Source organism: Jatrophihabitans sp. GAS493 (assembly GCF_900230215.1).
Lineage (GTDB): Bacteria > Actinomycetota > Actinomycetes > Mycobacteriales > Jatrophihabitantaceae > MT45.
Map to the genome: position 1 here is coordinate 2,526,897 of NZ_LT907982.1, position 14,477 is coordinate 2,541,373.

Consider the following 14,477-nt stretch of genomic DNA (forward strand, 5'->3'; position numbering starts at 1 on the left):
GGAGAGATCCGGAGTGATCGTCCGAGACTCGGGGTCCGGTGTCCATATCAATCCCCCGAAAAGACACAAAATGAGTGAAACGCACAGGAACCAAAGGGAGTCGCAGTGACGGACTTGATCGGTGACCAGACTGATATCACTGCGGCAGGCGACGACGAACTGACCTCGATCTTCGGTCTTCCCGACGAAGAGAGCTGGCAGGAGCGCGCCCTCTGCTCGCAGACAGATCCAGAGGCATTCTTCCCCGAGAAGGGTGGCTCGACTCGTGAGGCGAAGCGCATCTGCACCGGTTGTGAGGTCCGCACCGAGTGCCTGGAGTACGCGTTGCTGAACGACGAGCGCTTTGGTATCTGGGGTGGACTCTCCGAGCGTGAGCGGCGCCGCATGAAGCGGATGGCGATCTAACTCCGACCGGATCGGGACGCAGCCCGTCTAGAGCGGGTGGATGTCGTCGATGTCCTTGCCGATCAGCTGCGCCACCAGCTCCGCCACCACGGCGAAGACCAGGCTCGATCGTTCATCGCCGGTCGCGGTGCGTGCCTCGATCGGCCGGCGGTAGATCAAGACCACTGGTTGCGGGGAGCCAGGCGATCCTCTGCTGCCCGGACGCATCAGCCGTCCCAGGGCAACCCCGTGGTCGGCGACGACATCGCTGTCGAACTCGACATCTTCAGCCGCGGCGAAGACCGGCACGTCATCGACCGCGAACTCGATGCCGTCGAGTTCGCCCGGCCAGTGGCTCTCGAGGTGCTCGACCGCGTCGAGGACGACCTCGTCGAAACTCTGCGCTCGAGTTCGGCTGATCGGCACCCCACTGGGGGCAAGCACACCGCGCATACCGCGACCGTGACGATCTCGGCGTCGCGGGCGTCGCGCTTCGGTTCTCTCCGGCACGATGTGAACGTTACGCCCGGGCACTGACACTCCGACCCGAAATCCGTCCCGTGGCGGCCGTGACGCCGCGCACGCCATCGCTGTGGCCCGCGCCGGTGGCTGGCGGTTCCCAGGGTTCGCGACGACACGACAGGCCCCATGATTCGGCTTATCCGGGCGGCGGAGCCGTCGAGGCGCTATCGTCAGCGACTGTGAGGCATCTGCGTTCCTGTACCCGCACCGGTTGCGGGACGTCGGCGGTGGCAACGCTGACCTATGTTTACTCGGATTCGACTGCGGTCGTCGGCCCTCTCGCAACTTTCGCCGAACCGCACTCCTATGACCTCTGCGAGCAGCACGCCATGAGCCTCACCGTGCCTCGCGGTTGGGAAGTGCTGCGCCACAGCGGTGAGTTTCCGGCTCCGATGCCGCAGGCCGACGACCTCGAGGCGCTGGCCGATGCCGTCCGCGAGGCGGCCCGTTCGGAGAGCCCGCAGCTACCCGGCGGTACCCCGTACGCGGTGACAGCCGACGGGCCGAGCGCCCCCGCCAGTCAGCTCGGAGTGGCCCGCCGGGGACACCTGAGCGTCGTCCCGCCCTCGCGCTGAGCCGTATTTCATCCGCCACCGGGGGGACTGCTGTCGGAAACCCCACGCCGCTAAACTCTGCTCATGGTCAACCTCGCTGCGTTCGTGAAGGCATATGACGTGCGCGGCACGTACCCCGACCAACTCGACGAGAACGTGGCCCGGGCGCTCGGTGTGGCCTTCGTTGAGGTCACCGGCGCCAGCCGAATCGTCACCGCCCATGACATGCGCGAATCCGGACCGGCGCTGGCCGGGGCCTTCGCCCGGGGCGCCGGCGCAGCCGGCGCGACGGTTGTCGACGCGGGGCTCGCCTCCACCGACATGCTCTACTACGCGGCCGGCATCCTTGATCTGCCCGGGGCGATGTTCACCGCCAGCCACAATCCGGCCAAATACAACGGCATCAAGCTCTGCCGGGCCGGCGCGGTCGCGATCGGCCAGGACACCGGGCTCACCGAGATCCGGATCCGGGCCCAGGAACTGCTCGACTCGGGGTCCGTGCCGGACGCCGAGCCGGAGATCGAGAAGCGGGACATGCTGGGTGACTACGCCCGCTACCTGCGCTCGCTCGTGGACCTGACGGGGATCCGGCCGCTGAAAGTCGTCGTCGACGCCGGCAACGGAATGGGGGGCTACACCGTTCCGGCCGTGCTCGGCGCCGAACTGCTCGATGCGCTTCCCCTGGAGATCGTCCCGCTCTACTTCGAACTCGATGGATCCTTCCCCAACCACGAGGCGAATCCGCTGGAGCCGGCCAACCTGGTCGACCTGCAGAAGAAGGTCGTCGAGGTTGGCGCCGACATCGGCCTGGCCTTCGACGGCGACGCCGACCGCTGCTTCGTCGTCGACGCCGCCGGAAACCCTGTGTCGCCGAGTGCCATTACCGGTCTGATCGCGGTTCGGGAGCTGGCCAAGTCACCCGGATCGACCGTCATTCACAACGTCATCACGTCGCGGGCGGTACCGGAGATCATCGCCGAGCACGGCGGCGTGGCACTGCGCACCCGGGTGGGGCACTCCTTCATCAAGGGTGAGATGGCCCGCACCGGTGCGATCTTCGGGGGCGAACACTCGGCCCACTACTACTTCGCCGATTTCTGGCGAGCCGACACCGGCATGCTGGCCGCGCTGCACGTGCTGGCCGCCCTCGGCGAACAGGGCAGGACGCTGGCCCAGATCAGCGCCCAATACGAGCGCTACGTCGCATCCGGCGAGATCAACTCCACCGTCGACGACCAGACGGAGCGGATCGCCGCGATTCGCGAGGCGTTCGCTAGTCGGACGCAGAGTATTGATGAACTCGACGGACTGACCGTCGACCTCAGCGATGGGAGCTGGTTCAACGTGCGGGCGTCCAATACCGAGCCGCTGTTACGACTTAATGTCGAGTCGCCGACCGCCGGGCAGATGGCTGCGCTGCGCGATGAGGCGTTGGCGGTCATACGAGCACAGGAATCCAAGAATGGTGGTGTGGCATGACGATCTCGCCCGAACTGTTGCAGATTCTGGCCTGCCCAAGTGACGACCATGCTCCGCTGCGGGTCGACGGGGCGACCTTGGTCTGCACCAGTTGCCTGTCAACGTTTCCGGTGCGGGACGGAATCCCGGTCCTACTGCTGGACGAGGCGACGCCTGGCCCCAACGGGCTCGGCGTCCCGGCATCGGCGCCTGCGGGTACGTGAGCGTCCCTGAGCCTGAGATCCTCGACGACGCGGACGCTCTGGCGGCCCGCGATTCGGGAAACCTGCTCTGGCAGTTGGCCACCGCAGGGGCCGAGGTACGTCGCGCACAGACGGCGACCGTCGAGGCCGGCCTGTCCCGGCTGCGTTCGGAGATCCCACCCCGGGCTCTGCTGGTCGCGACCGACGGCGTCCACGCCGACTCCGGTCGCCTCGTCGTCACCGCCGCCGCAGCCCGTGCTCCGGCGCTCGTCTGGGACGACTCGGAACTCCCACAGTGGGCCGGCTCCTCGGACGCCCTGCTCGTCGGCTGCCAGCAAGGTATGTCAGCCCGACTGGCCCGTCTGGTCGATGCGGCCCAGCGGCGCGGCCTGGCGATCGCGGTGGCCGCACCGCCGCAGAGCGCGGTCGGGGAGGCGGCCGGGCGGCAGCCTCTCGTGGCGGTCGACCCGCAGATTCATCCGCTGGCCGCGCGTTGGAGTGTGCTGACCCCGCTGCTGGTCGCCGCCGCGGAGCTCGGGGTGGTCGCCGAACCGCGCTGGAGCGAACTGGCTGATCAGCTTGACGCCACCTGCTACGAGTGCCGGCCGGCGGCCGACAGTTACGCCAACCAGGCCAAGTCGCTCGCGCTGCAGCTCATGGAGAGTCTGCCGGTGGTGGTCGGCAACGGAACGCTGGCGACCGTGGCCGCCGAGACGATTGCCCATAGTTTTCAGAGGATTGCCGGCCTGCGTGCGCTCTGGGCGACGATGCCCAATGGTGCCGACCGGATCGCGGCCGTACTGGCCGAGTCGGCAGCGACGTCCGCTGAGGACGATTTCTTCGCCGACCGGGTCGAGGATGCCGTGCTGAAGCCGCGGCTCATCCTGGTCGGGGGTGAGCGGGCGCCGCTGCGGCCGGCTGAGTTCGGCTCGGCCTCGCTGGTCGAGGAGTCGCCGGACGAGGCGGCCGCGCGGCAGGCCCTGAGCGCGCTGCAGGCAATGGCCGAGCGGTCGAATCTCCGATCCTGGCCGGTCGAGGTGCCCGAGGCGACCGCGCTGACCCGCTACGGCGTGGCGACAACCTTCGGAGATTTCGCGGCGGCGTACGTGGCCCTGGCCACCGGACGTTCGACCGCCGAAACCGAGAGCTCGCTGCTGTGAGCGATCACAGCTCGTCGAAGGCGGTTCTCGCGGCGCTGGCGGCCAACCTCGCGATCGCCGTGATCAAATTCGTCGCCTACGCCTTCACTCTCTCGTCGTCGATGCTGGCCGAGGCGGTGCACTCAGTCGTCGACTCGGGCAACCAGGTGCTGCTGCTCATCGGCGCTCGCCGCTCCCGACGGGTGGCCACTCCCGAGCATCCGTTCGGCTACGGTCGGGATCGCTACGTCTACGGCTTCCTGGTTGCTCTCATGCTCTTCTCCGCCGGTGGACTCTTCGCCGTCTTCGAGGGTGTCGAGAAGCTCCTTCACCCGCACCCGATCGATCGGGCGCCGATAGCGTTCACGGTGCTCGGCATCGCGATACTGCTTGAGTCATTCTCCTTTCGTACCGCGGTGCGGGAATCGCGCGCGTTGAAGGGCGATGACAGCTGGCCCGCCTTCATCCGGCATGCCAAAGTGCCTGACCTGCCGGTCGTGCTGCTGGAGGATTTCGCCGCGTTGATCGGTCTGCTGCTGGCAGTGATAGGCGTGGGAATCTCAGTGATCACCGATAACGGCATCTGGGACGGCATCTCGACCGTCAGCATCGGCGCCCTGCTCATCTCGGTCGCCGTGATCCTGGTGATCGAGACGAAGAGCCTGCTGCTGGGCGAGGCCGCGGCGCCCGACGTGATCGCCACGATCGCCGGTGCCCTGCGCGGCCACGGCGTGGACCGGGTGATCCATCTGCGCACCATGCACCTCGGGCCGGAGGAGTTGCTGGTCGGGGCGAAGCTCGCCATGCCGGCCGCCACCTCGCTGGCCGACGTGGCCAAGGCCATCGACGCCGCGGAACTGCGGGTCCGTACGGCAGTGCCGCAGGCTCGCGTCATCTATCTCGAACCCGATCTCGATCGAGATGCGCCGGAGCGGCCTGAATTGCAGAACGTCGCAGCCGATGCGTCGGCGAAGAGCGGCCCCGAGTGAACCCGCCCGCCGTCGTCCGGTTGAAGGGGGTGATCCGCCACTATCGCTGGGGTTCGACGACCGCCATTCCGGAACTGCTCGGCATCGAACCGACGGGGGAGCCGGTCGCTGAACTCTGGTTGGGGGCGCATCCGGATGATCCGGCCGAGGTGGTGGAGGCGGGCGTCTGCCTGGACGAGCTGATCGCCTCAGACCCGGTGCGGATGCTCGGCGCCGGCTCGGTCGAGCGCTTCGGGCCCGGGCTGCCCTACCTGCTCAAGCTGCTGGCCGCCGGCCGGGCCCTGTCGATTCAGGTGCACCCGACGGTCGAGCAGGCGCGACACGGCTACGTCCAGGAGCGAGCGAACGGCGCACCCGGGCCGTACAACTATCAGGACAAGAACCACAAGCCGGAGCTGCTCTGTGCCTTGACGCCGTTCCAGGCGCTCTGTGGCTTCCGCGCGGTTGAGCAGACGCGGCAGTACCTGGACGCGCTGAACGGCGTGGGCGAGCCGATTCCGGGGCTCGTCCAGCTCGCGGCCGAGCTGAACTCCGCCGACGGGCTCCGCGCCGCCTTCAGCTGGCTACTGCGGCTACCCAAGCCGCAGGCGCAGCAGTTGGTGGCCGACGTTGTCGCCGCCTGCGCCGCGCTGGTCGCCTCCGATGAGCCGTCGGCCGATCAGTGGGGACGGGCCGCAGCCGCGACCGTGCTGGCGGCCTCGGATTTCCCGGGCGACATTGGCGCCGTGGTGGCCCTGCTGCTGAACTTCGTCGAACTGCAGCCGGGGGAGGCGATCTTCCTGGCCGCCGGAAATGTGCACGCCTACCTGCGGGGCCTCGGCGTCGAGATCATGGCCAACAGCGACAACGTGCTGCGCTGTGGACTTACGTCCAAGCACATCGACGTGGAGGAGCTGCTGCGGATCACCGATTTCTCACCGCTGCCGGATCCGCGCTGGTCGCCCACCGGGACCTCGACCGAGCGAACCTTCGCCGTGCCGGTGCCCGACTTCGCGCTCACCGAGCTGACCCTGGACGGTTCGGTGACCGAGGTGTCGGCGCCGTCGGCGGTGATCCTGGTCTGTACGGAGGGCTCGGCGGCGGTTGAGTTCGGCGATTCGCAGATCCTGCTGGCGGTCGGCGAGGCCGCCTTCATCCCGGCGAATGCGACCCCGGCGACCCCGGCGCCCCCGACAACCTCGGTGCGCCTGCGTGGTAAGGGCACCGTCTTCAGTGCGACGACTGGCCGATGAGCAGGCTTCTCGAAATCTGACACAACCGTGCTAGGGTTGGCGACGATGAAACCGTTGACCATCCAGCAGGCCGCCGAGGCCACCGGTTGGTCGCAGCGCATGTTGCGTTATCTGGAACAGTCCGGCTTGGTGACTGCGATGCGGTCACCGGGCGGGCACCGTCACTACGGGCCCCGTCAGATCGAACAGCTACAGAGGCTGCGTGAGCTGATCGGTGCCCACGACCTGGGCATCACCGACATCGCCTTCGAACTACGTATGCGTACCGACTCGAGCCTGGCCCGAGCGGTGGACGACTGGTTCGGGGCGGTTCATCGGTTCGCCGCCCCCGAGCACGCCGGCATCTACCGGCGGCTCGCCGCCCAGCAACAATCACAGGATCACCGCCTACACACAGGAGAAAAAGTGAGCGTCACCCTTACCCCGGACAGCGCCGGCTCGGTCACCGACTTCAAGGTCGCCGACCTCAGCCTCGCCGCCTTCGGCCGCAAAGAGATCCAGCTCGCCGAGCACGAGATGCCCGGCCTGATGGCGCTGCGCCGCGAGTTCGGTGCCGCCCAGCCCCTGAAGGGCAAGAAGGTCGCGGGCTCGCTGCACATGACCGTGCAGACCGCCGTGCTCATCGAGACCCTCGCCGCCCTCGGTGCCGACGTTCGCTGGGTCAGCTGCAACATCTTCTCGACGCAGGACCACGCCGCCGCCGCGATCGTCGTCGGCCCGAACGGAACTCCGGAGAACCCGCAGGGCATCCCGGTCTACGCCTGGAAGGGCGAGACGCTGGAGGAGTACTGGTGGTGCACCGAGCAGATGATCGTCTGGCCGGACGGCAGTGGACCGGACTCCATCGTCGATGACGGCGGAGACGTCACCCTGCTCATCCACATGGGCGTCGAGTTCGAGGCCACCGGAGCGGTTCCGTCCACGGACGAGAACGACTCCGAGGAGTACGGCATCATCCTGGACACGCTGCGCCGCTCGATCGCCGAGCAGCCCGGCAAGTACACCCGCATCGCCGCGGACATCGTCGGTGTCACCGAGGAGACCACCACCGGCGTGCACCGCCTCTACGAGTTCGAGAAGGCCGGCACGCTGCTCTTCCCGGCGATCAACGTCAACGACTCGGTGACCAAGAGCAAGTTCGACAACAAGTACGGCGTTCGCCACTCCCTCATCGACGGCATCAACCGCGGCACCGACGTCATGATCGGTGGCAAGATGGCCGTCGTTCTCGGCTACGGCGACGTCGGCAAGGGCTCGGCGGAGTCGCTGCGGGGCCAGGGTGCCCGCGTCGTTGTCACCGAGGTCGACCCGATCTGCGCACTGCAGGCGGCGATGGACGGCCTGCAGGTCGTCACCCTCGACGACGTGGTCGGTGAGGCCGACATCTTCATCACCACCACCGGCAACAAGGACATCATCATGGCCGAGCACATGGTCCAGATGAAGCACCAGGCGATCGTCGGCAACATCGGTCACTTCGACAACGAGATCGACATGGCCGGTCTGGCCAAGGTGCCCGGCGTGGTCAAGAACGAGGTGAAGCCGCAGGTTCACGAGTGGGTCTTCCCGGCCACCGCCGACCGTCCGGCGCACTCGATCATCGTGCTCAGCGAGGGTCGCCTGCTCAACCTCGGTAACGCGACCGGCCACCCGAGCTTCGTCATGTCGGCGTCGTTCGCGAACCAGACGATCGCCCAGATCGAGGTGCACACCAAGCGTGGCGAGTACGACAAGAAGGTCTACGTGCTTCCGAAGCACCTCGACGAGAAGGTCGCCCGTCTGCACCTGGACGCCGTCGGCGCCAAGCTGACGATCCTCTCCAAGGCCCAGGCCGAGTACATCGGCGTCGATGTCGCCGGCCCGTACAAGCCGGAGCACTACCGCTACTAAGCTCTCCCGCTAAATCACTTAGCTGACGTTCGGCCCAGGATGCATTCGTGCCTCCTGGGCCGAACGCGTCTCACCAGCGACCCGGCTGCATCGCTTCGGTCCGCCGGCGTCGTTCGGCCAGAACGGTGGTGAGCACCAGGGGAGTGGGCGTACCCCACGGCGGCGGCGGCGCGATGACCGCCTCGAGGCGGGCCCGCAGGTCGTTGCCGAGGCTCTGCTGCGCGGGCAGCGACATCTCGCTGGCCCGGGTGACGAACTGCCGGACACTGAGGGCGAGTTGGTCGTCGAGGCGGGTCAGATCCAGCGAGACGGCCCACGGCACGAGCTGCGGGGGGACCCAGAACTGGGGGGCGACCGCCCCCGCCGCTCGACTGCCGGTGCGTTCGTTGATGACGAAGCTGCCGGCCATCAGATCGCCGATGCGCTTGTTCCGTTCGGAGAAGGTCGCCGTGAGAATGCCGGCCGACGTGCCGAGGAAGAGGAGGAGCCCCGGCTTCTCGAGCAGCAGACTGGAGAGGCCGCGGACCAGGGCTCGACGGAAGCCGAGCGGGCCGCCGTCGTCACGGACCGCCCGCACGCCGAGGGCGAGTTTGCCCAGCGTCTTGCCGTTGCTCAGCCACTCGCAGACCGTCGGATACCCGCCGAAGGCGCAGACCAGGCCGACGACCAGGACCGCGGCGGAACTGGCTGTGTCGAAGGCAGCGGCGGCCAGCGCGAAGCAGAACAGGATGACCAGTTCGACGGCCAGATCGATGAGGGCGGCCACGGTACGGGTGCCGACCCCGGCCGGCGCGAGATCGATCGCGACTCCCTCGCCGGAGATGATGCTGCTCATTCGCTGCTCGTCCTCTCGCGCTGCTCTGACGCTGCACAGTCTCGCATCTAGACTCCGAACGTGGATGTCGACGCGTTCGTGGCCGGGCACCGACAGGAGTGGGCTCGGCTGGAGCAATTGTCGGCCCAGCGACGTCTGAATCCGGCCGAGGTCGACGAGCTGATCGCTCTCTACCGCCGCACCGCTACGCACCTGTCGCTGGTTCGCTCCCGCACCCCCGACCCCGCGACCACGGCCCACCTTTCGCGGTTGCTCTCCCGGGCCCGGGCGGCGGTCGTCGGCGAGCCGCAGGCCCGCGGATGGGCGGCGCTGCGCCGGGGCGTGCTGGTCGATTTTCCGGTCGCGGTGTACCTGGCCTGGCGGTGGTGGGTCAGCGTCGCCGTGGCAAACATCGCGGTCGCCGCCGCCATGATGCTCTACCTGCAGGCCCATCCGCGGAAGCTGGAGCAGGTGCTCTCCGACGACCAGATCAAGCAACTGGTCAACCACGACTTCGCCGACTACTACCGTGAGAACGCAGCCCATTCCTTCGCGCTCAAGGTGTGGACGAACAACGCGCTGGTCGCCGCGCTCGCCCTCTTCCTCGGGGTCAGCATCGTCGGCACCATCTACGTGCTGTTCCAGAACATCCTCAATCTGGGCGTCGTCGGCGGGGCGATGCTCTCCGCCGGAAAGGCGAGCATCTTCTTCGGGCTGATCCTGCCGCACGGCCTGCTCGAGCTGACCGCGATCTTCGTCGCGGCGGGGGCCGGGCTACGCGTCGGCTGGGCCTGGATCGCTCCGGGGCGCCAGCCCCGATCGCGGGCGCTGGCCCAGGCCGGGCGCTCGGCCGTGACCATCGCGCTGGGACTGGTGGTCGTCCTGGCCGTATCTGGCGTGCTGGAGGCCTTCGTCACGCCATCCGGCCTGCCGACCGCGGCCCGGATCGCCATCGGAGTCCTCGCCGAGGTGGCTTTCCTGAGCTACGTCGTGATCCTCGGTCGGCGCGGGGTTGCCGCCGGCGCCACCGGTGACCTGCCGCTGGGCGAGCAGGAGGACTACCTACCGGTCGCCTGACCCGGGACCGGTCCGGCCCGGTCCGGTGTCAGGCGACTTCAGAGACGCCCGGCGGCCTTGAGGTCGAGGTAACTGTCGGCCACCTTGGAGGCGAAGGTGTCGGCCGGGGCCTGCACCACGACGGCGCCGAGCCGGGTGAGACGGGCGGCGACCTCGCTGCGCGCCTGCAGGGCGAGTTCGGCGGCGGCTGCGGTGTACGTCTCGTCCGGGGTGGCCCGCGCGCCGGTGAGTTCGATGAGATGGGGATCGATGACGCTGGCGACCACGAGCAGGTGACGCTGGGTCAGGGCCGCGGCCGCGGCGAGTAGACCGTCGGCCGCCGTCTCGTCGAGGCTGGTGAAGAGGACGACCAGCGCCCGTTTGGAACTCGTCCGGCGGATCTCGGCCGCCAGCAGTTGCGGATCGGTCTCGACCAGCGTTGCCTCCAACGGTGTCAACGCCCCCACCAACTGGGCCAGGGTGTCGGCCCGCGAGCTCAACGGCAGGCGAGCCTGAACCTTGGTGTCGGCGGCGATCATGGCCACCCGATCGCCGGCCCGGGCGGCGAGTGCGCCGAGCAGCAGAGCGGCGTCCAGTGCCGCGTCGAGTCGAGGTTCGTCGCCGATCCGGGCGGCGGAGCTGCGGCCGGTGTCCAGGGCCAGCACGATGTTCCGATCCCGCTCCGGGCGCCAGGTGCGCACGACGGTGTCGCGGTGACGAGCCGTGGCCCGCCAGTCGATCGAGCGGACGTCGTCTCCGGCCACGTACTCGCGCAGCGAATCGAACTCGCTGCCCTGCCCGCGCTGACGAACCAACACAGCACCGTCGATCTGGCGTAGTCGCGACAGCTTCTCCGGCAGGAACTTGCGGGAGGCGAACGCCGGGAGCACCTTCAGCGTCCCCGGTACCGGCAGGCGGCGCTGCCGCGCGGCCAGCCCGAGCGGGCCGCGCGCGCGCACCGACACCGTGACGCTGCGGCGCTCGCCCCGACGGGTCGGCCGCAACCGGGTCCGCACCGCGACCCGATCACCGGCGGCGATTCGCACCGGGGTGGCATACGGCTGGGCGCCGCTGGACGGTGTCCAGCCGTCGTTGATGACCCCGCGAAGGGTCCGCCGCCCGACGTTGAGGACGCGCAGCGTGGTCTCGCCGTCGCCGCCGAGGCGCACGGCGGCGCTGGGGTCGCGGCTGAAGCGCAGGTCAGCGATCCGGGCCGCGGCGAGCAGGTCGACGATCACGGCCAGCAGGAGCAGCCCGAAGACGGTCCAGACGATCGCGGCCGGAAGAACCACCAGTAGTAGGCAGCATCCGAAGACCGCCACGAGCCGCCCAGTGATCGCCATCGCCGAAGCCTATGCCGTGGTCGACGCAGCTTCAGCGGGGCGCAGGCTCAACGGGGGGGCTCAACAGGGGGCGGGCTCAGCGGGGGGCGGGGACAGACGTGAGCACTGAACTCAGCACCGAATCGGTGGTGACGCCTTCGAGTTCGGCCTCGGGTCGAAGGACGATGCGGTGCCGGAAGGTGGCCGGCGCCAATGCCTGGACATCGTCCGGGGTGACGAACTGGCGCCCGGAGAGCCAGGCCCAGGCCCGCGCGGCGGCCAGCAGGGCAATCACTCCGCGTGGCGAGACACCGAGCGAGGTTGCGGGCGCGGCTCGGGTCGATCGGGCCAGCTCCACGATGTAACCGAGAATCTCCGGAGCCGCGTAGACGCGACCGACCGCGTCGGCGGCGGCGGCCAGGTCGTGGGCGGTGGCGACCGGGCGGACTCCGGCGGCGGCGAGGTTGCGCGGGTTGAAGCCGGCGGCGTGCGCGGTGAGCATCCGCAGTTCGGTCTCCCGATCCGGCAGCGGCATCGTGACCTTCAGCAGGAACCGATCCAGCTGCGCCTCGGGCAGCGGATAGGTCCCCTCGTACTCGACCGGGTTCTGCGTGGCGATGACGCAGAACGGGTCGGGGAGTAGCTGCGGCTGCCCGTCGACCGAAACCTGCCGCTCCTCCATCGCCTCCAACAGGGCCGACTGCGTCTTCGGCGGCGTCCGGTTGATCTCGTCGGCCAGCAGCAGGTTGGTGAAGACCGGTCCGGCCCGGAAGGTGAACTGGCTGGTCGCCGAGTCGTAGACCAGCGAACCGGTGACGTCGCCCGGCATCAGGTCGGCGGTGAACTGGATGCGGGCCGTCTGCAGGTCCAGGGCCGCCGCCACCGTGCGCACCAGCAGCGTCTTGGCGACCCCGGGGACGCCCTCGATGAGGACGTGGCCCCGGCAGAGAAGGCCGACCAGCAGCCCAGTGACCGCGGCATCCTGGCCGACGATCGCCTTGCTCACCTCGGCTCGGACCGCGCCGAGTGTGGCTCGCGCGTCGAGTGTTGCTGGCTCGGTCACGGCGTGTCGTCCTTCGCGATTGTTCGGGCTGGCTGACTGGTTGCGGGGGAGCCGGACGAGGTGGGTTGTGGCTCCGTTGCGCCTGCGGTGACCGACTCTTCCAGGGCGGTCAGCTCTTGGGCGAGCCTAGTCAGACCGGCGTCATCGGACGGAACCGGCCCGAGCAGCACATTGTCGGCTCCCGGTCGGTCGATCATCGCCGCGATCGTGACCGGTTCTGTCGTCGCTTCGACCCCGAGGTGTGTGGCCAGACGCCTGGTCGTCGCACCCCGTAGGGCGGTGGCGGCGCTCTGACGAGCCTCGGCGCGCCGATACAGGCGGCCATGACCCTCGACCACCTCGGCGGCCCGTACGACGACGGGCAGCGGCTCGGTGACGACTGGTCCGAAGCGGCGCCCGCGCCAGAGCGCCAACAGCATCCCGAGACCCACGAGCCACCAGACCGCGTGCACGGTCCAATCCGGGAAGAGCGACCAGACTGAGCTCGTCTGGGACGCCTCGGGGTCGGCCGCGGCGAGCAGCCAGGAGATGTCCGTGACACGACCGTTGTCGGTAATCAGGTTGATCGCCAGTGCCGCGACGCCATCGTGTCCGAGACGCCGGTTGGTGATCAGGTCGGCGCTGCCGATCGCCACGAAGCGTTCTCGGATGACGATCCGCCCCCGGTAGCAGGACTCGTCGGCGTATAGCAGGGCATCAGTGAAATCGACGGTTCCGGCCGCCACCGCGCCCGGTGCGCGGCAACCCGGCGGCACCGAGTCGGGGCCGGCACTCCGATCGGTGAGCTGGGCCAGGCTGCCGTCCAATATGGCGAGCTGGTCGGACGTCGGCTCCAGTAGCACCAGTCGGTGGTTCGCGGCCAGCGTGCGCAGCTGGTCGTCGGAGTAGAGCTCGGGGCTCGTCACGACGACGGTGGAGGAGCCGGTGAGGTCAGCGATGCTGGTCGCCCGATGGATCACCACTCCACGCCGGCTGAGCAACTGGGCCACCGCCCGGGAGCCGTCCTTGCTGGCCGAGTTCGGGTCCAGCGGCGATCCGGGCGCGGCCGAGTCGGCGGTCTTGATGATCGCCGCGCAGACGATCAGTGCCGCGAAGACGAACCAGAGCCGGGACCGACGCCACCACGGGCGTAGCAGCGGAGCCGGGGCGGTGCTCGCCGCATCCGCATTTCCCGCTGAGTGCGGTGTCGTCACGACGGCACCGCATAGCGGGGTGCGGCGCTCGCAGCATGCTGCACGGACGCCTGCCGAACCGCCTCCGAAGCAGCGCGTCCGAGCTCGTCATCGGCCGCCGTTGCCGGGCGATCACCGAACCAGATCTCGTCGAACGCGGCGGCGGCCTGGGTGAGCACTTCGGCGGCAGCGGGCAGTCTCTCTCCGGCGGCGCGGGCGAGTTCGCTACCGGTGCGCCCCGGCATCGGGTCCAGCACGCCCCGTCGTTCGATGCTGGCCGCGCAGTCGCGCAGCCATTCGCGGACGGCCAAGGCGTATTCGCCGGCTGCGCTGTGGCGCTGCGCTGCGCGCCGATGGTCGACCTCGCTCAGCGGGCCCAGCGGATCGGCGGCCACTTCTCGGGCCTGCCGCCTGAGGCGCCCGGCCCGGCGTAGGGCGAGCACGGTCGCGGTCAGCGCGGCGGCCGCGATGACCAGGATCGCCACATCGACCAGCCGCCCGCTGCCGGCGTGCGACAGCAAGGAATCGAGCTTGGCCCCGGTCCAGTCGAGCACCCGCTGGGTCAGCGAAGGGTCGTCCCGGTGGTATTCGGGCTTCGACAGTTCCCGCTGCGCCGCCGTCTGAGCCGCCGGCCCGCTAACCGGATCGCCGCCCGGGTTGAGCAGCCAGGCAATCACGC

General features: G+C 69.0%; 15 protein-coding genes and 1 pseudogene. 10 read left to right on the forward strand and 6 right to left on the reverse strand.

All coding sequences use genetic code 11. From position 1 onward, the window contains the following. Positions 1-135: 135 nt before the first annotated feature. On the forward strand, positions 136-405 hold the full coding sequence (locus CPH63_RS11840; protein WP_371364932.1) for a WhiB family transcriptional regulator: 270 nt from the start codon (positions 136-138) through the stop codon (positions 403-405). A 27-nt stretch (positions 406-432) separates the two neighbouring features. Here CPH63_RS11840 and CPH63_RS11845 read toward each other — a convergent pair whose 3' ends face one another. Further along, on the reverse strand, positions 433-837 hold the full coding sequence (locus CPH63_RS11845; RefSeq protein ID WP_241895627.1) for a metallopeptidase family protein: 405 nt from the start codon (positions 835-837) through the stop codon (positions 433-435). A 248-nt stretch (positions 838-1,085) separates the two neighbouring features. On the opposite strand from CPH63_RS11845, the gene CPH63_RS11850 reads away from it, so the two are divergent. The 8 genes and pseudogenes from CPH63_RS11850 (at position 1,086) to ahcY (ending at position 8,371) form a co-directional block, all read left to right on the forward strand. After that, complete coding sequence (locus CPH63_RS11850; RefSeq protein ID WP_096303144.1) at positions 1,086-1,481, forward strand: DUF3499 domain-containing protein; 396 nt, start codon at positions 1,086-1,088, stop codon at positions 1,479-1,481. A gap of 63 nt (positions 1,482-1,544) precedes the next feature. After that, on the forward strand, positions 1,545-2,939 hold the full coding sequence (locus CPH63_RS11855) for a phosphomannomutase/phosphoglucomutase (RefSeq protein ID WP_096303145.1): 1,395 nt from the start codon (positions 1,545-1,547) through the stop codon (positions 2,937-2,939). Further along, positions 2,936-3,142: a Trm112 family protein gene (locus tag CPH63_RS11860; protein ID WP_096303146.1), complete on the forward strand. Its 207-nt coding sequence runs from the start codon at positions 2,936-2,938 to the stop codon at positions 3,140-3,142. Before CPH63_RS11855 ends, CPH63_RS11860 begins: the two co-directional genes overlap by 4 nt. Next, entirely contained in the window at positions 3,139-4,281 is a 1,143-nt protein-coding gene (locus CPH63_RS11865) for an SIS domain-containing protein (RefSeq protein WP_096303147.1), read from the forward strand. The genes CPH63_RS11860 and CPH63_RS11865 overlap by 4 nt, the downstream gene beginning before the upstream one ends. Beyond that, a complete protein-coding gene (locus CPH63_RS11870; RefSeq protein ID WP_096303148.1) occupies positions 4,278-5,249 on the forward strand; it encodes a cation diffusion facilitator family transporter in 972 nt (323 codons plus the stop codon). Before CPH63_RS11865 ends, CPH63_RS11870 begins: the two co-directional genes overlap by 4 nt. Further along, positions 5,246-6,481 carry a mannose-6-phosphate isomerase, class I gene (manA, locus tag CPH63_RS11875; protein ID WP_197704319.1) on the forward strand — a complete coding sequence of 412 codons (1,236 nt, stop codon included), beginning with the start codon at positions 5,246-5,248 and terminating at the stop codon, positions 6,479-6,481. The genes CPH63_RS11870 and manA overlap by 4 nt, the downstream gene beginning before the upstream one ends. Before the next feature lie 45 nt (positions 6,482-6,526). Further along, positions 6,527-6,715 (forward strand): annotated as a pseudogene (locus CPH63_RS23700) (MerR family transcriptional regulator); the annotation flags it as partial. A gap of 171 nt (positions 6,716-6,886) precedes the next feature. Further along, positions 6,887-8,371, forward strand: coding sequence for an adenosylhomocysteinase (gene ahcY / locus CPH63_RS11880; RefSeq protein ID WP_371364935.1), 1,485 nt, complete (start codon positions 6,887-6,889; stop codon positions 8,369-8,371). A 70-nt stretch (positions 8,372-8,441) separates the two neighbouring features. Here the strand turns inward: ahcY and CPH63_RS11885 are convergent, their stop codons facing one another. Then, the gene (locus CPH63_RS11885; protein ID WP_096303150.1) at positions 8,442-9,206 is read right to left on the reverse strand and encodes an RDD family protein; all 765 of its coding nucleotides are present in this window, start codon (positions 9,204-9,206) and stop codon (positions 8,442-8,444) included. Positions 9,207-9,266: 60 nt separating this feature from the next. Here CPH63_RS11885 and CPH63_RS11890 point away from each other — a divergent pair, with 60 nt between their 5' ends. Further along, entirely contained in the window at positions 9,267-10,262 is a 996-nt protein-coding gene (locus tag CPH63_RS11890; RefSeq protein WP_096303151.1) for a stage II sporulation protein M, read from the forward strand. 38 nt (positions 10,263-10,300) lie between these two features. Here CPH63_RS11890 and CPH63_RS11895 read toward each other — a convergent pair whose 3' ends face one another. From CPH63_RS11895 to CPH63_RS11910, 4 genes are all read right to left on the reverse strand, one after another. Next, a complete protein-coding gene (locus tag CPH63_RS11895; protein WP_096303152.1) occupies positions 10,301-11,584 on the reverse strand; it encodes a DUF58 domain-containing protein in 1,284 nt (427 codons plus the stop codon). A 76-nt stretch (positions 11,585-11,660) separates the two neighbouring features. After that, positions 11,661-12,626: a MoxR family ATPase gene (locus tag CPH63_RS11900; protein ID WP_096303153.1), complete on the reverse strand. Its 966-nt coding sequence runs from the start codon at positions 12,624-12,626 to the stop codon at positions 11,661-11,663. Continuing rightward, complete coding sequence (locus CPH63_RS11905; protein WP_096303154.1) at positions 12,623-13,819, reverse strand: DUF4350 domain-containing protein; 1,197 nt, start codon at positions 13,817-13,819, stop codon at positions 12,623-12,625. Before CPH63_RS11905 ends, CPH63_RS11900 begins: the two co-directional genes overlap by 4 nt. Next, positions 13,816-14,475 (reverse strand): DUF4129 domain-containing protein, encoded by a 660-nt coding sequence (locus CPH63_RS11910; protein WP_096303155.1) that lies wholly within the window; start codon positions 14,473-14,475, stop codon positions 13,816-13,818. The genes CPH63_RS11905 and CPH63_RS11910 overlap by 4 nt, the downstream gene beginning before the upstream one ends. Positions 14,476-14,477 lie beyond the last annotated feature (2 nt).

Excerpts from the sequence above, each read along its gene's own strand:
- CPH63_RS11845 (WP_241895627.1), bottom strand. The coding sequence starts at position 837 with ATGCGCGGTGTGCTTGCCCCCAGTGGGGTGCCGATCAGCCGAACTCGA.
- CPH63_RS11855 (WP_096303145.1), top strand. The coding sequence starts at position 1,545 with ATGGTCAACCTCGCTGCGTTCGTGAAGGCATATGACGTGCGCGGCACG.
- CPH63_RS11860 (WP_096303146.1), top strand. The coding sequence starts at position 2,936 with ATGACGATCTCGCCCGAACTGTTGCAGATTCTGGCCTGCCCAAGTGAC.
- CPH63_RS11885 (WP_096303150.1), bottom strand. The coding sequence starts at position 9,206 with ATGAGCAGCATCATCTCCGGCGAGGGAGTCGCGATCGATCTCGCGCCG.
- CPH63_RS11895 (WP_096303152.1), bottom strand. The coding sequence starts at position 11,584 with ATGGCGATCACTGGGCGGCTCGTGGCGGTCTTCGGATGCTGCCTACTA.